This is a genomic window from Empedobacter sp. EJD.6dd, assembly GCF_057369435.1.
Window position 1 is genome coordinate 1,317,542 of the sequence record NZ_CM170667.1, and the last position, 25,420, is coordinate 1,342,961.

The 25,420-nt window shown below is 31.8% G+C and carries 19 protein-coding genes and 2 pseudogenes; 15 read left to right on the forward strand and 6 right to left on the reverse strand.

Annotation, left to right across the window (positions count from 1 at the left end; genetic code table 11):
• Window positions 1-23 precede the first annotated feature (23 nt).
• Both dnaJ and AC2I98_RS06170 read right to left on the reverse strand, forming a co-directional pair.
• Window positions 24-1,148 carry a molecular chaperone DnaJ gene (dnaJ, locus tag AC2I98_RS06165; protein ID WP_486413742.1) on the reverse strand — a complete coding sequence of 375 codons (1,125 nt, stop codon included), beginning with the start codon at window positions 1,146-1,148 and terminating at the stop codon, window positions 24-26.
• A 14-nt stretch (window positions 1,149-1,162) separates the two neighbouring features.
• Window positions 1,163-1,720 carry a nucleotide exchange factor GrpE gene (locus tag AC2I98_RS06170; RefSeq protein WP_486413743.1) on the reverse strand — a complete coding sequence of 186 codons (558 nt, stop codon included), beginning with the start codon at window positions 1,718-1,720 and terminating at the stop codon, window positions 1,163-1,165.
• 199 nt (window positions 1,721-1,919) lie between these two features.
• Here AC2I98_RS06170 and AC2I98_RS06175 point away from each other — a divergent pair, with 199 nt between their 5' ends.
• Window positions 1,920-2,420, forward strand: a complete 501-nt coding sequence (locus tag AC2I98_RS06175) for a hypothetical protein (protein ID WP_486413744.1) — start codon at window positions 1,920-1,922, stop codon at window positions 2,418-2,420.
• A gap of 117 nt (window positions 2,421-2,537) precedes the next feature.
• Window positions 2,538-3,736: pseudogene (locus AC2I98_RS06180) on the forward strand (IS256 family transposase).
• Window positions 3,737-3,862: 126 nt separating this feature from the next.
• On the opposite strand, the gene AC2I98_RS06185 reads toward AC2I98_RS06180, so the two are convergent.
• Both AC2I98_RS06185 and AC2I98_RS06190 read right to left on the reverse strand, forming a co-directional pair.
• Entirely contained in the window at window positions 3,863-6,301 is a 2,439-nt protein-coding gene (locus AC2I98_RS06185; RefSeq protein ID WP_486413745.1) for a TonB-dependent receptor, read from the reverse strand.
• Entirely contained in the window at window positions 6,249-7,940 is a 1,692-nt protein-coding gene (locus tag AC2I98_RS06190) for a M23 family metallopeptidase (protein ID WP_486413746.1), read from the reverse strand. The genes AC2I98_RS06185 and AC2I98_RS06190 overlap by 53 nt, the downstream gene beginning before the upstream one ends.
• A 235-nt stretch (window positions 7,941-8,175) precedes the next feature.
• Between AC2I98_RS06190 and AC2I98_RS06195 the strand changes: the two genes are divergently transcribed.
• The 9 genes and pseudogenes from AC2I98_RS06195 to AC2I98_RS06235 all read left to right on the forward strand — a co-directional run bounded on the left by AC2I98_RS06195 (window position 8,176) and on the right by AC2I98_RS06235 (window position 18,442).
• A complete protein-coding gene (locus AC2I98_RS06195; protein WP_486413747.1) occupies window positions 8,176-9,000 on the forward strand; it encodes a hypothetical protein in 825 nt (274 codons plus the stop codon).
• Between the two features lie 130 nt (window positions 9,001-9,130).
• Entirely contained in the window at window positions 9,131-9,466 is a 336-nt protein-coding gene (locus AC2I98_RS06200) for a hypothetical protein (protein ID WP_146810388.1), read from the forward strand.
• Window positions 9,467-9,474: 8 nt separating this feature from the next.
• Entirely contained in the window at window positions 9,475-9,765 is a 291-nt protein-coding gene (locus tag AC2I98_RS06205) for a cell division protein ZapA (protein WP_038335658.1), read from the forward strand.
• Between the two features lie 251 nt (window positions 9,766-10,016).
• The gene (gene rny / locus AC2I98_RS06210; RefSeq protein WP_486413748.1) at window positions 10,017-11,591 is read left to right on the forward strand and encodes a ribonuclease Y; all 1,575 of its coding nucleotides are present in this window, start codon (window positions 10,017-10,019) and stop codon (window positions 11,589-11,591) included.
• A 382-nt stretch (window positions 11,592-11,973) separates the two neighbouring features.
• Window positions 11,974-12,933: a ribonucleotide-diphosphate reductase subunit beta gene (locus AC2I98_RS06215; protein ID WP_486413749.1), complete on the forward strand. Its 960-nt coding sequence runs from the start codon at window positions 11,974-11,976 to the stop codon at window positions 12,931-12,933.
• A gap of 80 nt (window positions 12,934-13,013) precedes the next feature.
• Window positions 13,014-14,714: a ribonucleoside-diphosphate reductase subunit alpha gene (locus AC2I98_RS06220; protein ID WP_486413750.1), complete on the forward strand. Its 1,701-nt coding sequence runs from the start codon at window positions 13,014-13,016 to the stop codon at window positions 14,712-14,714.
• A 307-nt stretch (window positions 14,715-15,021) separates the two neighbouring features.
• Window positions 15,022-16,097, forward strand: a pseudogene (locus tag AC2I98_RS06225) (IS3 family transposase); the annotation flags it as partial.
• Window positions 16,098-16,431: 334 nt separating this feature from the next.
• Window positions 16,432-17,967: a glycine--tRNA ligase gene (locus tag AC2I98_RS06230; RefSeq protein WP_486413751.1), complete on the forward strand. Its 1,536-nt coding sequence runs from the start codon at window positions 16,432-16,434 to the stop codon at window positions 17,965-17,967.
• Between the two features lie 133 nt (window positions 17,968-18,100).
• On the forward strand, window positions 18,101-18,442 hold the full coding sequence (locus AC2I98_RS06235; RefSeq protein ID WP_038335614.1) for a phage holin family protein: 342 nt from the start codon (window positions 18,101-18,103) through the stop codon (window positions 18,440-18,442).
• Between the two features lie 65 nt (window positions 18,443-18,507).
• Here the strand turns inward: AC2I98_RS06235 and AC2I98_RS06240 are convergent, their stop codons facing one another.
• Complete coding sequence (locus AC2I98_RS06240) at window positions 18,508-19,257, reverse strand: polysaccharide deacetylase family protein (RefSeq protein WP_486413752.1); 750 nt, start codon at window positions 19,255-19,257, stop codon at window positions 18,508-18,510.
• Window positions 19,258-19,297: 40 nt separating this feature from the next.
• Window positions 19,298-20,317: a helix-turn-helix transcriptional regulator gene (locus AC2I98_RS06245; protein ID WP_486413753.1), complete on the reverse strand. Its 1,020-nt coding sequence runs from the start codon at window positions 20,315-20,317 to the stop codon at window positions 19,298-19,300.
• 727 nt (window positions 20,318-21,044) lie between these two features.
• On the opposite strand from AC2I98_RS06245, the gene AC2I98_RS06250 reads away from it, so the two are divergent.
• The 4 genes from AC2I98_RS06250 to AC2I98_RS06265 are packed head-to-tail and all read left to right on the forward strand — an operon-like array spanning window position 21,045 to window position 25,381.
• Entirely contained in the window at window positions 21,045-22,136 is a 1,092-nt protein-coding gene (locus tag AC2I98_RS06250; protein ID WP_486413754.1) for a slipin family protein, read from the forward strand.
• A complete protein-coding gene (locus AC2I98_RS06255; protein ID WP_486413755.1) occupies window positions 22,133-22,888 on the forward strand; it encodes a nucleotidyltransferase domain-containing protein in 756 nt (251 codons plus the stop codon). Before AC2I98_RS06250 ends, AC2I98_RS06255 begins: the two co-directional genes overlap by 4 nt.
• Window positions 22,885-23,952, forward strand: a complete 1,068-nt coding sequence (locus tag AC2I98_RS06260; protein WP_486413756.1) for a DNA polymerase beta superfamily protein — start codon at window positions 22,885-22,887, stop codon at window positions 23,950-23,952. Before AC2I98_RS06255 ends, AC2I98_RS06260 begins: the two co-directional genes overlap by 4 nt.
• Window positions 23,939-25,381: an RtcB family protein gene (locus AC2I98_RS06265; protein WP_486413757.1), complete on the forward strand. Its 1,443-nt coding sequence runs from the start codon at window positions 23,939-23,941 to the stop codon at window positions 25,379-25,381. Before AC2I98_RS06260 ends, AC2I98_RS06265 begins: the two co-directional genes overlap by 14 nt.
• Window positions 25,382-25,420: the final 39 nt, after the last annotated feature.

Here is a 25,420-nt window from a genome sequence, read left to right on the forward strand (position 1 = left end):
GAGTTTTTTTATACTATTTTCAATTACTGAAACATATCTTTTACACGTTCAAAAAATGATTTTTCATTTTTAGAAGGTTCTGGTGAGAAATGATCATCATCTCTCATTTTTTCAAAATACGCTTCTTGATCTTTTGACAAATGAGTCGGAGTCCAAATGTTAACATGAACAAATAAATCACCTTTTCCGTAACCATTCAAATCAGGTAAACCTTGACCTTTCAAACGTAATACTTTTCCAGATTGAGTTCCTTTATCAACTTTAATTTTTACTTTTCCATTGACAGTAGGAATTTCTTTTGAAGCTCCTAAAACAGCATCAGGAATAGAAACATATAAATCAAAATGTAAATTGTTTCCATCTCGTTTTAAAGTATCGTGTTCTTCTTCTTCAATTAAAACAAGTAAATCACCAGGAATACCATCAAAAGGCGCATCGTTTCCTTTTCCACGAACTTGCAATTGAATTCCTTCTCTTGCACCAGCTGGGATTTTAAGGTCGATTGTTTCCTCTACTTTTATTAAACCTTGGTTGTTTGCTCCCGAAGGAATTTTATCCGCAACTTTTCCTACACCTTGACATGTAGAACAAGTTGTAGCAGTTTGCATTTGTCCTAAAAATGTATTGGTAACACGAACTTGTTGTCCAGAACCGCCACAAGATGGACATGTTTTAGATGTTACGCCATCAGCTTGTTTGAAACGCTTAACTTTTACTTTTTTCTCGCAACCGTTTACCATTTCTTCCAAGTTCAATTTTACGCGAATACGTAAATCAGAACCTTTCATTCGACGTGGACCACGAGATTGACCTCCGCCAAATCCGCCACCGAATCCTCCGCCAAAGATATCGCCGAAATGAGAGAAAATATCTTCCATATTCATTCCGCCACCGCCGCCGAATCCTCCGCCAGCAGCTCCACCCATTCCTGCATGTCCGAATTGGTCGTAACGTGCACGTTTGTTATCGTCGCTTAAAACTTCGTATGCTTCTGCAGCTTCTTTAAATTTTTCTTCTGCCTCTTTGTCACCAGGATTTTTGTCAGGGTGATATTTAATGGCAAGTTTACGATAGGCTTTCTTGATATGTTCTGATGTTGCAGATTTTTCGACCTGCAATATTTCGTAATAATCTCTTTTTGATGACATTTTTCTAATCTAAATTATAATCCAACAACAACTTTTGCGTAGCGAACTACCACATCATTTAATAAATAACCTGTTTCTATCACGTCAACAATTTTTCCTTTCAAATCCTCTGTTGGAGCAGGAATTTGAGTGATTGCTTCGTGCAAATCAGTATTGAAATCGTCTCCAGCTTTGGTTTCCATTTCTTTTAAACCTTTTCCGCGTAACGTTTCTACTAATTTATTATTGATTAATTCAACACCTTGATGTAAGCTGTCGTCTCCAGACTTTTCAATTTGATTTAAAGCGCGTCCAAAATCATCTAAAACAGGTAATAAAGACATAATCACTTCTTTATTTGCTGTTTTGAAAATGTCCATACGTTCGCGCGAAGTACGTTTTTTATAATTGTCAAACTCAGCAAATAAACGTAAATATTGGTCTTTTTCTTTTGCTAATTGTTCTTTAACAACTTCTAATTCTGACTTTCCAGAAGTTTCTTCTTGTGGTTGTTCTACAGTATTTTCCGTCTCTTGAACGTTTTCTTGAAGATTTTCGTTCTCTAATTCTTCGTGTATATTTTGGTCAGACATAATCTTATTCGTTTTTTTGTTTCTGAGAGAATCAAATAGTTTGCCAATGCGCATTGTGTGTCGTTTTGTCAGATTATTGATAAAAAAGAAGCACTTCTGTCGTGAGAAGTGCTTGGTAAAAGTATGAAGTTTTTTTGATTAGAACAGTGGAAAAAATTTGGTATCTTATCTAAAGTTTCAAGAAATATAAAAATGAATTATGAAAAAAATAGTTGTTTTTATTCTCCTATCACTTTTTTCATGTGAGAAGCCAATCGCTAAGAATAATCATATTGAAAAGAATGATTTAGAATCAGATAATTTAGATTTAGGAACATTAGTTAAATGGGACACACTTTTTCTTTCAGCGAGATTTGATGAATGCGGAGAATGGGGAGGACACAAAGAGCTGATAGAAATATTTAGAAAAGACAAGAAAGTTTATTTGAATTATAAAAGAAATAATATTGATTGTAATAAAGTGGATGAAATTTATGGAGTAAAATTATCTTTAATTAAAGAAATTGAAGTAAGTAATCAACATCAAAAAAGTATTAATGATTATATGTTTCAATTGTTGCAAAATAAAATAAATGAAGGACCTCAAGATCATTCTGGGAATGAATTTGAAATTTTAAAAGGAGATTCAACTTTTTTAATTAAGGTTTATGATTATAATCTTAAGAATGTAATTACTTATAATAATCTATTAAAAAAATAAGCTGGTAGTATCACACAAACTGTGTAAGAAGAAAAGTTATTCTGAAAAATTATGAGCCTTACAGCTCAAATAATTTTTCGGAGATAACTTTTTATTATTTTTAAACGTTACATAGTTATGATCGACAAAGAAGATTTATTAAACAGTAAGGATACAAGTCCTTTAAGAATGGAGAGGATTTAACATCTTTCTTCAAGGAGCTGCACAAGAAAGCAGTTGAACATATGTTGGATGCTGAACTAGATAGTCATCTAGACAATGAAAAACATGCCAGAAGCAAAGATGGAAATTATCGAAACGGACATGACTCCAAGAAAATAAAATCCGCTTTTGGTGAATCAGAAATTAAGGTTCCTCGTGATAGAAAAGGCAGTTTTGAACCTGCTTTAGTTCCCAAAAGACACAATATTATCGATGGTTTAGAAAATATTATTATTTCATTTTATGCCAAAGGAATGAGTGTTTCGGACATCGAAGAACAGATTCGCGAGATGTACGATTTTGATATTTCAACATCAACAATATCACGAATTACTAACGCTGTTGCTAGTGAAGTTGTTGCTTGGCAAAACCGACCATTAGACGACTTATACTTGATTGTTTGGATGGATGGAATTGTTTTTAAAGTTCGAGAAAATTCAAAAGTCATCAATAAAACCATTTATTTAGCCGTTGGTTTAAACCGAGAGGGAAGAAAAGAAGTGTTAGGCATGTGGCTTGGAAAGAATGAGAGTTCCAGTTTTTGGATGAGTGTTTTGACCGATTTAAAAGCTCGTGGTGTTGAAGATATTCTCATTACAGCAACCGATAATTTGAATGGATTTACCCAGACCATTCGCTCTGTTTTTCCAGAATCTCAAACTCAAATTTGTGTAGTTCATCAGATTAGAAATGCGTGCAAATATGTGGTTTGGAAAGACAGAAAGGAGTTTTCTGCCGATATGAAGCACATTTATACAGCACCCAACAAAGACGCCGCAAAAGCTGCTTTGGATGATTTTGCAACAAAATGGGAAAGTAAATATTTATACGCCATTCAATCCTGGAGAAATAACTGGGATGAGCTCACTGTATTTTTTGAATTTCCGCTAGAAATCCGTAAAATCATTTACACCACTAATTTAATTGAAAATCTAAACGGAAAAATTAGAAAATACACTAAAAATAAAATGTCATTTCCTACCGATGATGCTGTCTTAAAGTCTGTTTATCTGGCACTCAAAGAGTCCACTAAAAAATGGACTATGCCAATCCATAATTGGGGAATTGTTTTAAACCAATTTATGCTTATTTTTGAAAATAGGCTCAGATTATAAAATCTAAGCCCTAACTTTTCTACTTACACACTTGATGGGATAGTGTCATTAAGCTTAAAATAGTTCTAACTTTTGCTAGAACTATTTTAAGCTTTTTATTATTAAATGTTTTTATTTTTTTTTTCATTAAAACTTAAAATTAATCTTCCCATTAAAGAATCGTCCTGTCAAGTAATTTGGCATCGTATAAACACGGTTAGAGTTTACGTCACGAATCCATGAATTACTGATTTCGTTTTTAATATCAAACACGTTGAAAACATCTACACCAATCGATATTTCTTTGAAATTACTCCAAAATGTTCCGCTTGAAGGTTTTAATTCTTTTTGATTAATAATCTCTTTTACAAAACCAATGTCCACACGTTTGTAATCTGTCAATGTTGTTTGATATTGATAAGGATCTGCAAACTGAGGAGCTCCATTTGGTAAACCAGATGCATAAATCAAATTAACATTTACCTTGAAAGATGGTAAAAACTCCATATAATCTTGGAAAAATGCTGATAATTTGAATCGCGGATCTGTTGGTAACGGAATATTTCCTTTGTCATCAATGTTTTGATAAGCGCGTGCATAGGAAGCCGAGAACCAAGAATCGATTCCTGGAACAAACTGTCCAAATAAACGCATATCAACTCCGTAAGCATAACCTTTTGAGTTATTGTCTGCTGTATAACGAATTCTTACATTGTCTACATAATACGGATTCAGGTCGTTTAAGATTTTATAATAAACCTCAGATGTTAACTTGAACGGACGATCCATCCACTTGAATTCGTAATCGTTTCCAAGTATAAAATGAATAGATTGTTGCGATTTTACTTTGTTATTTAAACTTCCATCTAAACGACGAATTTCACGATAAAATGGAGGCTGATAATAAATACCCGTCGAAAAACGGAACAACATATCACTTTCCCAATCTGGTTTAATTGCGATTTGAGCACGAGGCGAAATAGTTGTTTCGTCGTTGAAATCCCAATAAGCCGCACGTACACCAGCATTGAACAATACTTTTGCATCGTTCCACATAAATTTGCTCGTGTATTGTGCGTAACCAGAAATACGATTGGTTTTTAAATTATTTTTAGAATTAACATAATAACTTAAATTCAAACCATTTCCTGGATTTGGATTCACAACATATCCAGTTGAATCTATTGCTTGCCATTCACCCAATAAATCGCGAATATCTTCTTGTTGAAATTTTGCACCCCATTCAATATCATTATTTCCGTTGATTTTGTATTTTCCTTTGTGCTGAATTCCGGCAACTAATGCGTCAAAATTATTTCGTGCATGATCAATTTGAGATCCTACATCATTTGTTGAGGTTGCGTTGCCATTTGTATCAACTTCTGAAATGAAATAAGAGCCTTGTATGTCAAAATATTCTCGTTCTTTAGAATGATACGCAAAAACGTCTAAACCTAAATCTAGCTTAGAATTCGGTTGATAAGTGAACGATAAACTTCCTGTTTCTGTTGCAAATTTGTCATCTTCTTTTCCGTTATAAAAAACAGTTAGCAACAAAGGAGTATCCATTGTATTGATGTAGGTATCACGTTTTTTTGGAAACATTTCGTAACGAGAACGAGACATTGTTCCTAAAAATGCAACATTCCATTTATCATTTAATTTATAATTGATATTTGCTTGTAGATCATAATATTCAGGATTAAAATTAGTATCACCTTTTAACGTGTTTAAAATTAAATTCCTGTTCTGATAACGGGCACCAATAATTGCCGAAAGTTTTTTGTCTTTAGAAGCTCCACCTAATGTTAAACTTCCGCCCATTAAACTTGCTTCCAATTGTCCTTCAAATTTCTTAGGGCGTTTGTATGTTACATCTAAAACAGAAGACATTTTGTCGCCATATTTAGCTTCCCAACCACCAGCAGAAAAGTTAATAAATTCTGTCATCGCAGGATTTACAAAGCCTAAACCTTCTTGTTCACCAGCGCGAATAAGTTGAGGTTTATAAACTTCTATTCCGTTAACGTAAATTAAGTTTTCGTCATAATTTCCTCCGCGAACCATGTATTGTGAACTTAATTCGGTATTCGAATTAACGAAAGGTAATGTTTTCAATAAATCAGCAACTCCACCAGTTAAGCTTGGCCCTTGTTGCATTTGCGCTGCACTTAAAACAGTACTTTGTAAAGGTTTGTTTTTATTGGATTGAAAAGAAATAGTTGCTTCTCCCAATTGAATGGCATTGGTTTGATCTGGAACCAATTGAACAAAAACTTCCTTTTTATTTTTATCCTTTAACGTAAAAGTTTGAGCAAACGAATGATATCCATTGTTATTGAATGTTATTGTTATTGATTCATTAGAAGGAATATCAATCTTGAAATTACCATTTTGATCCGTAAAATACGATTGATCATTTACAATAATCTCTGCTTCGCTAATCGGAATTCTATTTTCATCGACAACTTTACCATTAATTTGCGCTGTTTGAGCAAATAAAATTCCACCCAAAAGAGATAAACTTACGGTACTAAGAAATCTTTTTGAATGTTGTAGTGTACGTTGCTGTGTTGTTTTTTTCATCTTTCACGTTTAATTCTAATTGATGGTCACCAACCGAAATCTGTTCTTTATTCAAATTAATTGTTAATCGTTTAATTTTTTGATCATATTCGGCTAAAACCCACTTACCATCGATATAAGCTTTATAGTCTTTTATTCCAGATTGTGCATCATCAATTGTAAACTTGATAATACTATTAGCTTGAGTAAATTGACTACCTGATTTGATATTTAACGGAGTAATTGTCGGTTTAGTATTATCGATTAAAATAGAAAAAACACCAAAATCTTTTGGATTTGCAACAAGCTTTCCATTTTTCAGTTCTGTTGTTAAATAATCTTTTTTCCAAACGCCTCTTTTTTGATATTCACGAACAATGATCGCTTTGTCTAATTGCGCAGTCGCGATTTCAGGAGTTGGTTCTATCACAAGTGTGTAAGACTGATGAACTGGCATATAGTAATCGCCAACCCAATGTTTACCATTTGAGAATTTATACGCTAAATCAAAATCTTCGTAGAAGATATTTTTCGGGAAAAAGATTTCGATTCCTTGATTTTTGAAATGATTTTCTTGGTTCCATAACATCGGATTTGTTTCAGGAAGTTTAGCTGAATCAACAAAAGGTTTTCCATTCACGGTAAACGATTGCGAAGATGAGTTACCTGCATAATCAGAAACATCAATTCGTACTTTATACGATTTTCCGTCTTCAAGCTCTAAAATTCCATTATTTTTCAAGTTCGAATACATTCTGACAGGGTTTCCATCTTTAACAAATCCTTGATACACCCAACTATTATTTTTCTGAATATCCCCATAATCACAAACACTATTTATAGCTCGCGCTTCGCCAAATGAAAAACGGTTTGAGGTAAATGTATAAATTGGTTCATCATTCACATAAATATTAATTTGGTGAACACCGTTGTTATTTTCCGCACCATTGTGTTTATCATATGCTTTTACACCAAATCCAATTGCGCCCGAAGCTGAAATAGTTCCTCCATTTGCTACAACAACTCGATTTGTTTTTTGGTTAACATCACCATAAATTGGATAAGCATATAAACCTAAAATAGATGGTTTTCGAGTATCTGGCAAATCAAAACCAAAATAAAAAGGATTAATTGGTTCTTCCGTTTTGGTATCACGAATCTCGAAATGTAGGTGTGGACCACCAGAACCTCCAGTATTTCCAGAAAGCGCAATCAAATCGCCCATTTTTATAGGAAGTTCATTTGGTTTTGGATGCAATTCTATTTTAAAGGTTTCATTCGCATATTGTTGTTTACGTACATATTCTTGCAATTCTGGAGAAAACTCTCTCAAATGCGCATAAACAGAAGTATATCCATTTGGATGATCAATATAAAGTGCATTTCCATATCCCGTTGGCGAAATATTAATACGAGAAATATAGCCATCTCCAACAGCTTTCACTTTAAGACCTTCTCGTTGTTGCGTTTTGATATCAAGTCCGGCATGGAAATGATTGGTACGTAATTCTCCAAAATTACCAGCTAAATAATTGGTAATTTCTAATGGATTTTGGAATATATTTTTTGGATATGTTTCGGGTTTTAGTTGTTCTGCTCGTTGCCCAAAAACAACAGAACTCAGTAGTAAGTTTAGGAAAATTGGCTTAATCACTTTCATTTTTTCTTTTCAATAATTAACAAATCAGTTAAAATTAAACTAAATCTTTTACAAAGCTCTTTAATCTTTTGAATTTCTGAAAATTATTTCAGAATAATTCTTTGTAAAATAAATATAAGTAAATGATTATTAATATTTTGTATTTGTAAAATAATAAACAAGCAAAAGAAAATGATTTTGGTGAATGATTGAGAAATGATGCAACTAATTTTAAATCAAACATAAAAAATCAAATATGAAAAAAATTATTTTAGCATGTAGTATTGTTGCATCAATAGTTAGTTGTAATCAGTATAAGAGTTCAGAAAGTAATGTAGAATTGGCTGCGGATGCAAAAGAAGAAGTTACAGTTTCTAATGCTGCAAATCCTGAAGTTGAGGGAAAAACGTTTAAATCAAATGCATTAATCGAAATGAAAGTAAAAGATGCGATGAAAGATGCGCAGTTAATAGAAGAAAATGCTATTGGCTTAAAAGGTTTTGTTTTGAATAGTGAGATGACAAACCAAATTTTAGATTCTGATAAAGTTGAGTTGTCTGAAGATAGTGTAAAGAAAATAGAAAAAATTCAACGTAATTATTTAATTGAGCTTAAAGTGCCATCAAATCAGTTGCGCGAACATGTCAAATTTGCAGTTGAGAAAGGAATTATTATCGATCATATTTTAATTAATAACGAAGAAATGACTTTTCAGAAATATGAAAATCAATTGAAAAATGAACAAAATAATTCGGTTAAAATTTCACAACAAATCGAAAATAAAGTGAATAAAACGTTGATAAATGACGCGACATCTTATGCGACTATTGCGTATCAATTATCAGAAGAACCACTAGTTGTAACGAATATTTTACCACAAACAGATCTGAAAGCTTATAGAGAAATCAACTTAGGATATGAGTTAAAACAAAGTTGGCAAGATGGAATGTATTATTTCAAATCAATCTTGATTGTTTTCTGTCAATTTCTGCCAACTATTCTTTCGGTATTGTTTTTGTTTTTTGGAATCAAGTATGTTGTGAGAGTAGTGAAAAATAGAGAATCAAAACAGAAAGCGTAAGTAAATCTCTATTTGTCAAATGAATAAGAAAAAACTGATAATATTTAGGTTTTTGTATTGATTAGATGTAAAAAAATACTATTTTTGCAATAGAAGCTAGAATAATTGAAATTCTCAGGAGATGGAAAAAATGGTGAAATTTAATGAACTTGAAAACAAAGTTTTAAGTGTTTTAGGCCAACTTGGGAATTATAAAGATATATTGAAGGGCGCTGAAAACTCGATACAAGAATTGGAAAAATTGCAAAATGAAATCAATTCTCTAAAAGAAGAAAATGCCCGATTGAAAAATAAATTGAGAGATTCGCAAGCGAATAACTTAAATTTAAATGAGGAGGTAAAACGATTAAAAGTCGTTAATGCAATGAGCGGAAATCAGGAGTACAAACAAATGATGAAGCAAAGAATGAACAAATTAATAAAAGAAGTCGATACGTGCATCGCTCAAATTAAAACTAATAATTAATAAAAAGAATGTCAACTCAACGAATTGAGATAAAAATTGCTTCACGTCATTATCCAATGACGATTAATTCTGACGAAGAAGAAATGTTACTTTCTTGCGCAGAAGAAATAAATGGTATTTTGAAACAATTTGAACAAAAGTACGCTGTTTCTGACAAACAAGACGCGCTTGCAATGGTGACAATTCAGTTAGCTTTACGTGAAGCGAAATTGAAAAAGCAAGTGAAAGATAACGAAGAAATGACAACAGAGCGCATTTCGAAGTTATTAGAATTGATTGATCAGTCAATCGCAAAATAAGAGAAGTTCTGACAGTTGTGAAACTGTCCACTAAACAATATTCCTACATTAGTTCTAGCTATTTTGGTTAACTCAACACTAGTTTTGTTACCGAGTGAACACCGTTCGGAAAGCGGGCCGCAACCTTTTAGGTTCATTTATTTGACAGCGGATACTTGACTGACGGACTAACTCAAATCCTGTTTACAGGAGTTAACTCAAAACATACTTTACTAATGTAGGTTTTTTTATATATAAACATTACATAATCTATGGACCCAATTATGACAATAATTATCGCAATTGTTACATTAATCATAGGTGCAGCGGTGGGATATTTCTTATCAAAAAAATCAGTTGATAAACAGAATCAAGAACTGATTGACGAAGCAACTCGCAAAGCACAAAATTTGATTAATGATGCTGAGAAAGATGGTGAAGCCATTAAAAAAGAGAAAATTTTTCAAGCAAAAGAAAAATTTTTAGAATTAAAATCTAAACACGAAGAAGTTGTTAATCAACGTGAAAGAAAAGTAGCTGATGCTGAGCTTAAAGTAAAAGAACGTGAAGAGAGAATCAAAACGGACTTAGCAGAAATTCAGAAACAAAAGGATCAGATCAAATCTGAGAAAGGAAATATACAAGCACGTACAGAGAAGCTTAACATTAAGCAAAAAGAAGTTGATACGATGCATAAAAAACAAGTAGAAATCCTTGAGAAAATTTCAAACTATTCTGCTGACGAAGCTCGTGCTGAATTGATTGAAGTCTTGAAAGATGAAGCAAAAACAAAAGCTCAAGCTCATATTCAAGAAATTATGGAAGATGCTGAGTTAGATGCGAAAAATGAAGCACGTAAAATTGTGATTTCTTCTATTCAACGAATCGGAACAGAGCAAGCGATAGAAAATGCAGTTTCTGTATTTAACATTGAATCTGATGAGATCAAAGGACGTATTATTGGTCGTGAAGGTCGTAACATTCGTGCAATAGAAGCTGCAACAGGAGTTGAGGTGATTGTAGACGATACGCCAGAAGCGATTATTCTTTCATGTTTTGATCCTGTTCGTCGTGAAATTGCTCGTTTGTCTTTACATCGTTTAGTGACAGACGGTCGTATTCACCCAGCTCGTATCGAAGAAGTTGTTGCTAAAACAACAAAACAAATCGAGGATGAAATCATCGAAATTGGTAAGAAAACGATCCTTGACTTAGGAATTCACGGTTTACATAAAGATTTAGTTCGTATCGTTGGACGTATGAAATATCGTTCTTCTTATGGACAAAACTTATTACAACATTCTCGCGAGGTGGCGAATTTAGCAGGAACGTTAGCAGCAGAATTAGGATTGAACCCTAAGTTAGCGAAACGTGCAGGTTTATTACACGATATTGGTAAAGTTCCAGAGCAAGAGTCAGAATTGCCTCACGCAATTTTAGGAATGCAATGGGCAGAGAAATATGGAGAACATCCAGACGTTATCAATGCGATTGGAGCTCACCATGACGAAATTGAGATGACTTCTTTAATTTCACCACTTGTACAAGTTGCTGATGCTATTTCAGGAGCTCGACCAGGAGCTCGTCGTCAAGTTGTAGAATCGTATATGCAACGTCTAAAAGACTTAGAAGCTACAGCACTTAATTTTGATGGAGTAGAAAAAGCATATGCAATTCAGGCAGGTCGTGAACTACGAGTAATTGTAGAAAGTGATAAAGTTGATGATACAAAAGCAGCTGAATTATCGTTCTTAATTTCAGATAAAATTCAAAACGAAATGACTTATCCAGGTCAAGTCCGTGTAACTGTAATTCGTGAAACACGTGCAGTGAATATTGCAAGATAAAATTTAGAATTTATAATATTCTGATAGGCAAGTCTACAACAAGGCTTGCCTATTTTTTGTGTTAATTTATAGAAAAATAATTTGAGTTATAGTTGTTGTTCTGATAAAAATTATTAAATTATAACGAATAAAAACTTGAAAATAATTAATTAAAAATCAAGTAATTAACAACTTGTTGATAACCTTTTTAATTTTTAAGATTCCAAAATTTTTAATTGTAAAATCTTATCTTAATTTTGAAAGAATCGATGAGTAATTGAAACGAAAATGTAACCCTATTGAGGGTCAAATTTCTAAAAAAAATAAAACAACCAACTTTATTTTATTTGATGAAAGAATTCGTTTTCACCAAAGTTTATTAATCTAAAAAGTCTAAAAAACTATGTCTATTTTTGATAAAAGGGTAAATTATAAACCATTTGAATATCCCGAAATTTTAACCTTTACAGAAGCAATCCAAAAAGCATACTGGGTACACGGAGAAGTAGATTTTACTTCGGATATCCAAGATTATCATGCAAACTTAGATGATGTGAAACGTGAAATTCATAAACGTTCTATCTTATCTATTGCGCAAGTTGAGGTAACTGTAAAAGGATTTTGGGGAGATTTGTATCACTATTTCCCAAAACCAGAATTGAACGGATTAGGAGCTACTTTTGCAGAATGTGAATTTAGACACAGTGAAGCGTATTCTCGTATTTTGGAGGTAAATGGTTATTTGGATGAGTTTAATGTTGCTTTGCAAAATCCTATTTTCAAAAGTTACAATACATTCGTAGGTGAAATTATGCGCGACGAGAACAAATCCATTGTAGAGAAATTATTGTTCTTTGCATTGGTTATCGAAGATAGCTCTTTGTTCTCAAAATTTGCAAATATCTTAGCTTTTACACGCTTTGATGGTTTAATGAAAAATACAGCGAACATTATTGCTTGGACATCTACAGATGAACAAATTCATGCAAATGCTGGAATTTATTTAATTAATAAAATTCGTGAAGAAGGTTTATTGCCAGAGGAATTAGATCAAAATTGGGTAGAAACTGCAGTTCGTGGTTATATCGATCAAGAAGAAATGATGTTAGATTGGATTTTCGAGAAAGGAGAATTCGGTTATTACACAAAAGTAGACTTATTAAACTACATGAAATATCGTATTGATGAGGCAATTGCTAAAATTGGTTACAAAAAAATATTTCATATTTCGCAAGAACAATATAAGCCAATGGCTTGGTTCGAAGAAGAGGTTTTCGCAAGTAGCTTAGACGATTTCTTTGCTAAAAGACCTGTAGATTATACAAAACACGATAAAAGTATCTCGGCAGACGATTTATTTTAACCACCGAAACTTTTCATCAAAAACACAACTATAAATAAAATTATTTCACACAATATCACATCATTATAAATTCTAAAACTATGGACAATCCGATACCACACGACGACATTCAAAACATATTTTTTGACGGTGAAGCACCAAAGTTATGGTGGAAAAACTCTGAATCTGAACAAATTTTGAATAGAGGTTATTTGCTAAAAGGAGAAACAGTAGAAGGAGCAATAGATCGTATTACAGCTGCGGCTGCAAAGCGTTTATATAAACCAGAACTGCAAGAATCTTTCAAAGAAATGATTGAAAGAGGTTGGATGAGTTTATCATCTCCAATTTGGGCAAATATGGGAACGGAGCGTGGTTTACCAATTTCTTGTTTCAATGTTCATATTCCAGATAGTATCGAAGGAATTACGCATAAGTTGGGTGAAGTGATCATGCAAACAAAAATTGGTGGTGGTACTTCTGGGTATTTCGGAGAGTTACGCGAGCGTGGTGCAGCGATTACAGACAATGGAAAGAGTAGTGGAGCGGTTTCGTTTATGGAATTGTTCAATTCTGCGATGAATGTTGTTTCGCAAGGATCTACACGTCGTGGTGCTTTTGCGGCATATTTGGATATTGATCATGATGATATTGAGGAATTCTTGAAAATCAAATCGATCGGAAGTTCGATTCAGAATTTATTTTATGGTGTTTGTGTGCCAGATTATTGGATGCAAGAAATGATTGATGGTGATGCTGATAAACGTCAAATTTGGGCGAAAGTTTTAGAATCTCGTCAAGAAAAAGGATTACCATATTTATTTTTTACAGATAACGTAAATAAAAATAAACCTCAAGTTTACAAAGATTTAGGAATGTCAATTAATGCATCTAATCTTTGTTCAGAAATTATGTTACCTTCATCAGCAGACGAATCATTTATTTGTTGTTTATCTTCTATGAATTTAGAGTTATACGACGAATGGAAAGATACAGAAGCAGTACGTTTAGCGATTTTCTTCTTAGATGCAGTTCTACAAGAATTTATCGAAAAAACAGAAGGAAATCATTATTTAGAATCAGCAAATCGTTTCGCAAAACGTCACCGTGCATTAGGTTTAGGTGTATTAGGATGGCACTCTTATTTACAACGTAATATGATTCCTTTCGAAGGAATGGAGGCAAAATTACGCACAACAGAAATTTTCAAACATATACAATCTAAAGCAGATAAAGCTTCAGAAGAATTAGCACGTATTTATGGTGAACCAGAAGTTTTAAAAGGTTATGGACGTCGTAACACAACAACGTGTGCAATTGCACCAACTACATCTTCTTCTGCGATTTTAGGACAAACTTCTCCAGGAATTGAACCGTTTGCATCTAATTATTACAAAGCAGGTTTATCGAAAGGTAACTTTATGCGTAAGAATAAATATTTGACAAAATTATTACGTGAAAAAGGAATCGATAACGAGGATGTTTGGCGCGAAATAATGTTAAATGGAGGTTCTGTTCAACACTTAGAAGAATTGACAAAAGAAGAGAAAGATGTTTTTAAAACATTCAAAGAAATTTCTCAATTAGAAATTGTACAACAAGCAGCGATTCGTCAAAAATATATTGATCAATCACAATCTTTAAACCTTAATATTCCACCAGATTTGCCTGTTAAGGAAGTTAACCGTTTAATGATTGAAGCTTGGCAATTAGGTGTTAAAACATTGTACTATCAACGTTCACAATCTGTATCAAAAGAACTAGTTGCAAACTTAGTTTCTTGTTCTTCTTGTGAGGCTTAATAGGAAATGATATATTTATTATAGACGAAAAATCCGCTCAAAAGAGCGGATTTTTTGTTTGTAATAATTTGCTTTCACTTGGCACGTTATAGTATTTTGTTTTAACACTTCATATGTTTCTTTATCTATGTTTGATATAGTTTCGGTCATATCATATTGAAACTATAATCTATTTTTTTAAAAGTTTTACTATCAAAAGTTGTGATTGATTCTAAATCGCTATGTTTATAATACATTTTGAAATAATCTGTAATCTTCCCCAAAAAAAGCTACGCATAAAAGTAGAATATTTTTTAAATTAGGAAGTATGAAAAAAAGCAAATTTTCAGAAGTACAAATCATCAAGATTATCTCTGAACAGGACAAAGGCAAAATCGTTTTGGAAATTTGTCGTGAATACGGAATCAGCCAACCGACTTTTTATCAATGGAAGAGTAAATATTCGGGAATGGATGCTAATCAACTCAAACAGTTGAAAGAAATAGAGAAAGAATTAGCCCAATATAAAAAGATCGTTACAGAATTAACTCTTCAAAACACGGTTTTAAAAACTGTTATCGAAAAAAAGCTATAACGCCTGACGAAAAACGTGAATTGGTTGATTTCTCGCGCGAGGAGTTTAAATTGAGTCTTCGTCAGGCTTGTATATTGTTTTTTATCAGCACATCGGTGTATTATTATCGTCCCAAACGTAAAAATCAGGACGATTTAATCATTCAAGAACTCTCTGCATTAGCGGATTTAAACAAAACATGGGGTTTTTGGTTGATGTTTCATCGGCTTAGAAAATTGAATTATTCTTGGAACCATAAAAGCGTTTATCGCGTTTACAAAATGATGCGTTTAAACTTGAGAAATAAACGTAAAAAACGATTACCTGCACGTGTAAAAGAGCCGCTTTTGCGCCCGATTAATCATAACATTACGTGGAGTATTGATTTTATGCAAGATGCTTTGCAGAATGGTAAAAAAGTGCGTTCATTAAATATTTTGGATGATTTTAACCGAGAAATTTTAGCAATCGCCGTTGATACAAGTTTACCTTCTGCGCGAGTTGTAAGAGAGCTTGAAAATTTAATCGAATGGAGAGGAAAACCAGAGCGAATAAGAGTTGATAATGGACTAGAATTTATTGCAAACGCTCTAAAAGATTGGTGTAGAAAGCATTCTATCGAACTAAGCTATATTCAACCAGGTAAACCAACGCAAAACAGTTTGATCGAACGTTTTAACAGAACATTTCGACAAGAAGTTTTGGATTGTTTTATGTTTTCAACAATCAAGCAATTCAAAATATTCTCTCAAGCTTGGATGTGGATGTACAATAATGAAAGACCGCACGCGAGTCTGGGATACCTTACTCCACACGAGTTTTTATTGAAATATGGAAAAATCAATAAACAGAATACAAAAGAATTTCCAACATTTCAACAGGATAATTGTAGTAATAATCAATGGAAATCTTTAGTTTTGAATGTAGCTAGTTGAGGGAAGGTTACACAATAATTATTATTTCAGCAATTACCATTATGATGTTTAATAGCTCGGATTTCAAAATTTTTAATTAACTCTAAATAACATAACCAAAACCATTAATAAGATTAAAATCAAGCAAATACTAAAATCAATCTAAACTTCGTTGATTTTACGAAAATATACCTCAATAGTCGTCAAAATTCACTAAAATTGCACTTTAAATAAGAACACACAATTAATTATGTCAGAAGATATTTTCAAGAAGGTAATTTCTCATGCGAAAGAATATGGATTCATTTTTCAATCGAGTGAGATTTATGATGGTTTATCAGCCGTTTATGACTATGCACAAAACGGATCTGAGCTAAAAAATAACATCAAACAATATTGGTGGAAAGCAATGGTACAGATGAATGAGAACATTGTCGGCATTGATTCTGCTATTTTTATGCACCCTACTACTTGGAAAGCTTCGGGCCACGTTGATGCTTTTAATGATCCTTTGATTGATAACAAAGATTCTAAAAAACGTTACCGCGCCGATGTTTTAATTGAAGATCATTGTGCAAAAATCGAAGGTAAAATTGAGAAAGAAGTTGCAAAAGCTGCAAAACGTTTTGGTGAAGCATTTGACAAAGATCAATTTATTGTGACAAATCCACGTGTGGTTGAATATCAAAATCAAATTAATACAATTTTAGCTCGCATGGGAAAATCTTTGGAAAACGAAGATTTAGATGACGTAAAAGCTTTGATTGAAGAATTAGAAATTGCTGACCCTGTAACAGGTTCTAAAAACTGGACAGAAGTTCGTCAATTCAATTTGATGTTCGGTACAAAATTAGGAGCAACAGCAGATCAAGCAATGGATTTATATTTACGTCCAGAAACGGCTCAAGGTATTTTCTTAAATTACTTGAACGTTCAAAAAACTGGTCGTATGAAGTTACCTTTCGGAATTGCTCAAATTGGTAAAGCTTTCCGTAATGAGATTGTTGCACGTCAATTTATTTTCCGTCAACGTGAGTTTGAACAAATGGAAATGCAATTTTTCGTAAAACCAGGAACTGAATTAGAATGGTACGAAAAATGGAAAGAAACTCGCTTAAAATGGCACCAAACTTTAGGTTTAGGAAATGATAATTACCGTTTCCACGATCATGAAAAATTAGCACATTATGCAAATGCTGCTGCTGATATTGAATTTAAATTCCCTTTCGGATTTAAAGAATTAGAAGGAATTCACTCGCGTACAGATTTCGATTTGAAAGCACACGAACAACATTCGGGTAAAAAAATTCAATATTTTGATAACGAAACAAACGAATCGTACACACCTTATGTAGTAGAAACTTCTGTTGGTTTAGATCGTATGTTCTTAGCTGTTTTCTCAAATTCATTGAAAGAAGAAGTTTTAGAAGACGGATCAGAACGTGTAGTTTTAGCTTTACCAGCTGCATTAGCACCAATTAAAGCAGCTATTTTACCATTAGTTAAGAAAGATGGTTTACCAGAATTTGCAGAACAAATCGTAAAAAAATTACGTTTAGATTACAATGTAATTTACGAAGAAAAAGATTCAATCGGAAAACGTTACCGTCGTATGGATGCGATTGGAACGCCTTTCTGTATCACTGTAGACCACGATTCATTAAATGACAACTCTGTAACTTTACGTTACCGTGATACAATGGAGCAAAAACGCGTTAGTATTGACGAATTAGCTCAAATTATCGATAAAGAAGTCAACATGAAGTATCTTTTTGAACAATTATAAAAGAATATTTTTTTCAATACAATAATACTAAAGCTCAGAAATCTCTGAGCTTTTTTTATTTTTATTAAAATTTTTAACAATTTGGCAAAGCTTTTGATTTTAATTAAAAATATTAATCTAAAAATTACAAATTATGGGCTTTATTATTAATCTTTTGGTATCAGCGTTAGTTGTTTTCGGGCTTGCGAATATTTTACCAGGAGTATCTGTGAAAGGATATGGTTCAGCGATTATCGTTGCACTTGTTATAGGACTTTTAAACGCTATTGTAAAACCAGTGTTAAACTTCATCAGTTTACCTGTAACAATTTTAACATTAGGATTATTTTCTTTCGTTATAACGGCTATTATCATTTTATTAGCGAGTGCAATTATGGGAGATAGTTTTCATGTAGATGGATTCTGGTACGCATTACTATTCGGTATTGTATTAGCTGTTGTCAATTCTTTAGTTGGAGGAATGATGGGAGACTAAATTTTACAACTATTACATATAAAAAAAGCTGCCCTTAATGGCAGCTTTTATGCTTTACAATAATATTATTGAGGATAAAATTTAATTTGCTCAAAGATATAATTATCATGTTTTTTAAGAAGATCAACCAATTGCTTCAATTCTGACTCTTCCCATTTATTCTGAAACATTTCATCATGAATTAACACAACTATATTATTCTTTGTAAAAGTGCTATTCGATTCTAATCGGTTAACAATTTGCTTATAAATTGTTTGAACAGATTGCACAGGAGTTCCGTCTTTTGCATGATGCGCCCATTCCAAATCCCAACCAATTACTTTATATCCCAATTTCGCCAAACCATCGGCTGTTTGTATTCCCGAAGCTCCATCATTCTTCGATTTACCTTCCAATCTCCACATATTTCGTCCAGGCAAACGAACTATTTTATCTTGTAATTTTAGAGTTTCTTGATTCTTAAGAATATCAGCAACAGATGTTTGCTCATTACTATAAAACTTTTTATACTGATCATTTGCGTGTGTCCAACTATGATTACATTCTTCAATATATGGATTATCTTCATAGTATTTAAAATAATCTGTCATCGTTTTATTTTTCTCCACATGTTCTCCAACAAGAAAAACTGTTACTTTTAACTTCTCATTTTTGAAAACCTCATCAATATTTTCACTTCCATTCAAAGGTCCATCATCAAAAGTTAAATAGATGTATTTCTCCACAGAATTACTCGTTTTCTGCGCAAACAAGCTCGTTGAAAAGCTTAATAAAAAAACACTCAAAAGTGTCATTATTCTTTTATTCCATATCATTTAAGGTAGTTTTTATTTAATTAAATGTAAGAAAGAATTTTTATTTTTTATACTGTTCAGAAGCTTTTTCTAATCGTGTTTTAATTCTTTTTTTTACTAATCTTGGCGCAAGAATTTCTATTTCTTCGCCAAATCCTAATAGCTCCCGTTCTAATTCAAAATTATGTACAACTTCTATCGAAAATAAAGTTCCTTCTTCTGTAATTTCTATAACTTTTTGCGACGCATGGATTGGTTTTGTTACAACATAAGGCGCCAATTTTTTATTTACCCGAAAAACAACACGTTGCTCTCTTTCTTTCACACTTTTCGTGACACCAATCACATTATTGTAATACGTATCAAAATCAATTTCTTGTTCATCTACAAATGGTTCATTTGCCAATTCATAAAACTCAACTATTCTATCCAAAGCCAATGTATACAAAGCTTTATCTTTTCTCGATTTAGCCAATAAAAACCAACGATTACGATATTCTTTCAATAAATAAGGATAATAAACTTGTTGTTTAGGTTCTTGATTTTTTGCTTTGAACGATTGATAAGAAATTAACAAAGGTTGCTTCTTGACAATTGCTTGATACAAACGATTCAAATGTTCCAAACCTTTTAGTAATGGATTTTCTTCGAACTGTATATAATTTGGTTGTTGATGAGTTTGCTTCGACAAATTATTTTCGAGACGCGTAATGATCTCATTCATATCATCAAAATAGTTGAAACCATTCAATTGTTTCATCACCGAAATCACTTCTTTCATTTTGTCTAAATCAGCAGACGAAACAGGCGAATTATGAATCGAGTAATCATGATCTTCATATTCATAAAACTTTTTTTCACGCACAACAATTGGAGCATTATACCCTAATTTATCACTTCGCATCACTTGTATATCTCCCTGAATTGTACGTTTCGAAACGCCAGAAGTTATTCCTTCATATTCATACAAAGCTTCCGAAACTTTTTCTATCAAATTATCTAATGTCCATTTTCTATAATGATTTTGAAGACATTTATCGATCGTTTGATAGCGTATTAATGCAATTTTATTGGTTGCCATGGTTGATTTCTTTGTTCAATACTACAAATTTCAAATCAAAGTACGCAATCTATTTGCGCAGAAATTTTTATTTCAAATTATATTCAAAATATTTTCAACACAAAAACCTCTGTTCATCATCATTTACAAATTATTTTGAAAAAATATTTTATTACGCAATTCATTCGCACACTTCTACTCCAACTTTGTCAAAGGTTTAACAACCAAACGATTTTAATTGTTCCTTGACAAATGTTTCAGTATAGCATTGTAGTAGAAAATGTTTCATTACTTCTATTCTGAATAATTAAAATCTCCAGCGGATGGGTCGTAGGTTCGAATCCTACTTTCAGGAAACTGAAATAGTTCAGTTGGTTAGAACAATTCACACAAATCATCATTTGATTTTCGCCCGAAAGGGCACCATTGGAAACAAAAAAGCTAAAAAGTTTTCTTTTCGAATAGAAAATTTATTTCGTAGAAATGAATTTGAAATAAGATCAAAAACTTACTTAAAACCTGAATTTGAAACTTTAGTTGATGATTGATTTCAAAATTTTTAAAATAAAACATCAAGTCAAAATGATTTGATAAAAATTACAAAAACAAGAAATCAAAATAAGCTTCTCAAACTTCAAATTCCGTTTTAAAAAAGGAAAATGATTTAGCTTTTTTAATTAGTAAAAAAGACAAGATTCTTCAATAAAAGAAAAATCTAAAAATAATAAAACCTATAAAAAATTAGATTATGAAAAAATTAGCAATTAACAACCAAGAAATTGGAATCTATATCAAAAATAACGAAGTAGATAAAGTTTACACAAAAGGAAACTATTGGATTTTCTTTAATAAAAACATACAAAAACTAAACATCAACGAAATAATTGATGAAAAATACCATGCAATATTTTTGGAAAATGAAACATTAAAATCAATGGTAGATTTTATCGAAGTATTACATAACGAAGTGTTGATTATTTATAAAAACAATCAATCGTACGATTCATTTTACAATAAAAATGTGATGATTTGGAAAAATTCAACTCAATTAAAAGCTGTAAAATTTGACTTAAATTCTACTGACGAAATTAAGAATTTAACAAAAAGAGAAATAGATATTTTAAGAAAAGCTGGTGCGATCCGTATTATTTCTATTCCAACTTATCATGAAGGAATTTTGTTCAAAGACAATGAATTTAATTCAGTTTTAAAAGCTGGCGAATATAAATTTTATAATAACGAAGTTAAAATCTCGATAGTTTCCTATGATATGCGTCCGCAAACAATTGAAATTTCTGGACAAGAAATTTTGACAAAAGATAAAGCTCAATTACGAATCAATTTTATGGTAAATTATCAAATTATTGATTTGTTAAATGCTTATCAATCGAACAAAGATTTCGAAAAAATGATTTATCAAGCGATTCAATTAGGGTTGAGAGAGTTTATCGGAAATATGAATTTTGATGATTTAATGTCGGATAAAAACTCGGTAACGAATTATATCATTCAAAAATATCAAACTCAATTTCAGGAAATTGGTCTAAAATTGATTGACGCAGGTATGAAAGACATTATTCTTCCTGGAGAAATAAGAGAAATTATGAACCGCGTTTTGATTGCAGAAAAAACAGCACAAGCCAATTCGATTACACGTCGTGAAGAAACTGCTTCGACAAGAAGCTTGTTAAACACTGCGAAATTGATGGAAGAAAACGAAACTTTATGGAAATTGAAAGAGATGGAATACATCGAAAAAATTGCTGATAAAGTAGGAGAAATCTCAATTTCTGGCGGATCAAATGTGTTAAATGAACTAAAAACAATGTTTACAAAATGAAACCAATAATTTTAAATAAATTAAAAGAAATAGAAGAAAAATATAACATCAAAATTCTTTTTGCTGTAGAATCTGGGAGCCGCGCTTGGGGCTTCCCTTCTACTGACAGCGATTACGATGTACGATTTATTTACAAACGAAATATTAACGATTATCTAAAAATTGATTCTGTTGATGATTTTATTGATATAGAAATTGTAGATGAACTGGATTTTAAAGGTTGGGATATTCAAAAGGTTTTACGATTAATGTTAAAATCAAATTCTAGTATTAACGAATATTTACAATCTCCGATTCATTATATTTCAGATGAAATTTTCGAAAAAGAATTGTTCGATTTAGCTGCTTCACAATTCAATTCTCAAAAAGTTGCGATGCATTATTTAGGAATTACAACAAAAAGAATCATTGAAATGGAGCATGAAAATGACATTAAACTCAAAAGTTTATTTTATGCGTTACGCTCAGTTCTTTCCGCAAAATGGATTGTAGAAAAAAAGACAATTCCTCCAATGGAATTTGATAAATTGAAACATTTAATTGAAAATAAAACAATCGAAAATCGAGTAAATAACTATCTTGAAATCAAAGCAAATATGGATGAAAGTTTTAAAATCTCGAAAAATGATAAACTTTTCGATTGGTTAATTAACTTGAAAACTGAATTAAAAATTGAATCCGAAAAATTGCCTAAAATTGGATTTGATAAAAACAAAATCAATGCATTTTTCATTAAAACCATAACAAAATGAAACTAACGATAGAAGATCTAAAAAATCAAAACTTGATTTTATTTGAATGTATTAGCGGCAGTAAAGCATATAATCTAGCAACCAAAAATTCTGATACTGATATTCGTGGCGTTTTCTATTTACCGAAAAATGAATTTTATGGCTTCGAATATCAAACGCAAGTTAGTAATGAAACGAATGATATTGTGTATTATGAAATTGGTCGTTTCATAGAATTGTTACTCAAAAATAATCCGAGTTGTTTAGAGATTTTAGCAACTCCAGAAGAATTTATTTTATACAAATCGCCTTTGTTAGATGAATTGAATTATAAAGACTTTATTACTTCGGAAGTTGAGAAAACATTTGTTGGATATGCGTTAAGTCAAATCAAAAAAGCAAAAGGATTAAACAAAAAGTTTCTAAATCCGATAGATAAAAAACGAAAAACTGTTCTTGATTTTTGCTATATTATTGATAACAACAAATCTATTTCTTTTATTGATTGGATGATTTCAAATTCTTACAAACAAGAGTTTTGTGGTTTAATTAAAATCAATCATTTAAAAGATTTATTTGCATTTTATTATAACGAAAATTTGAATTACAAAGGAGTTGTAAAAGATGAAAACAATGATGATATTCGGTTAAGTGAAATTCCAAAAAACGAAACACCAATTGCTTATTTCATTTTTCAAAAAGACGAATATTCCACTTATTGTAAGCAATACAAAGAATATTGGGATTGGATAAAGTTGCGGAATGAAGATCGCTATACTACCAACATCGCACATGAAAAAAATTACGATAGTAAAAATATGATGCACACAATTCGTTTGTTAAAAGTTGCGAAAGAATTAGTAGAAACAGGAATTCTAAATGTAAAACGAACAGAAGATCGTGACGAATTATTGGCAATTAAAAATGGAGAGTTTTCTTATGAAGAAGTAATGAAGAAAGCTGAAATTTTGCAACAAGAAATCATAGAAAAATCAAAATTAAATCTTCTTCCAACAAAACTTAAATCTCATAAAATGGAAGAATTTTTAATCAACCTTAGATCGAAATTATATGAAAACAACTGAACAACATAATAAACCAATAAACGGAAATGATTTGATTGCCTTGGGTTATCCTGAAAATGAGATCTTAGGAATTGCCTTAAAAATTAATAAAAAAAGAAATGGTTACACAAAAGCAGAAATGCTTGATAAATATGCACAAGTTTTATCTTCACCACAAGATTTCTTAGAAGATAAAGTTTTCAAAACATTGGCAGAAGGTTTTGTAAATGGAATTCATTTACCGAAAGAAGAAGATTTTATTCAATTGAATGAAAATCCTAATAATTTCAATATTTATGGTGCAGAAAATATTGAAGATGGTGCTTTAGAACAAATGAAAGTTGCAATGAAACTTCCTGTAACAGTTGCTGGTGCAATAATGCCAGATGCGCATCAAGGATATGGTTTACCGATTGGTGGTGTTTTAGCGACAAAAAATGCGATTATTCCTTATGGCGTCGGCGTTGATATTGGTTGTAGAATGGCTTTATCAATTTACGATTTACCAGCTTCTCATTATTTTGAGCATCACGATTCGTTAAAAGAAACGTTGATAAAAAATACAAAGTTTGGTGCAGGACATGGTTTTCATGGTCAATATAAAGCAGAACATCAGGTTTTGGATGATACAAAATTCGAGACGAATTCATTTATTCAGAATCTTAAAGATAAAGCGTGGTCGCAATTAGGTTCTTCTGGTGGTGGAAATCATTTTGTTGAATTTGGCTTGATTGATTTCAAAGAAGATGATGAAAAATTAAACATCAAAAAAGGTTCATATTTAGCATTATTAACGCATTCTGGTTCGAGAGGTTTTGGAGCTACAATTGCTGGACATTATACTAAAATCGCTAAAGAAATTTGTAAACTACCATACAAAGCACAAAATTTAGCTTATTTGGATTTAGATTCTGCAGAAGGTCAAGAATATTGGATTGCCATGAATTTGGCTGGTGAATATGCATCAGCTTGTCACGAAATTATTCATCAAAAAATAGCAAAATCAATTGGTGCTGAAGTTTTAGCGAAAGTAGAAAATCATCATAATTTTGCTTGCAAAGAAATTTACAACGGCGAAGAAGTAATTGTACATCGAAAAGGCGCAACACCGGCTGCTAAAGATGTGATGGGAATAATTCCAGGTTCTATGACTGCGCCAGGGTTTTTGGTTCGAGGAAAAGGTGAAGAAAATTCTATTAATTCGGCTTCTCATGGTGCTGGTCGAAAAATGAGCAGAACACAAGCAATTAAATCATTGTCAAAAAACAAGATAAATGATTATTTGAACGATTTTGGAATTACATTAATCGGTGGCGGAAAAGATGAAGCTCCGATGGCATATAAAGATATTCACGAAGTAATGGCTGCTCAACAAGATTTAGTTGATGTTGTCGCAACATTTACACCTAAAATGGTTCGAATGGCTGATGATGGTTCAAGAGAAGATTAAATAAAAATGCCTGAAAAATATTCAGGCATTTTCTAATTT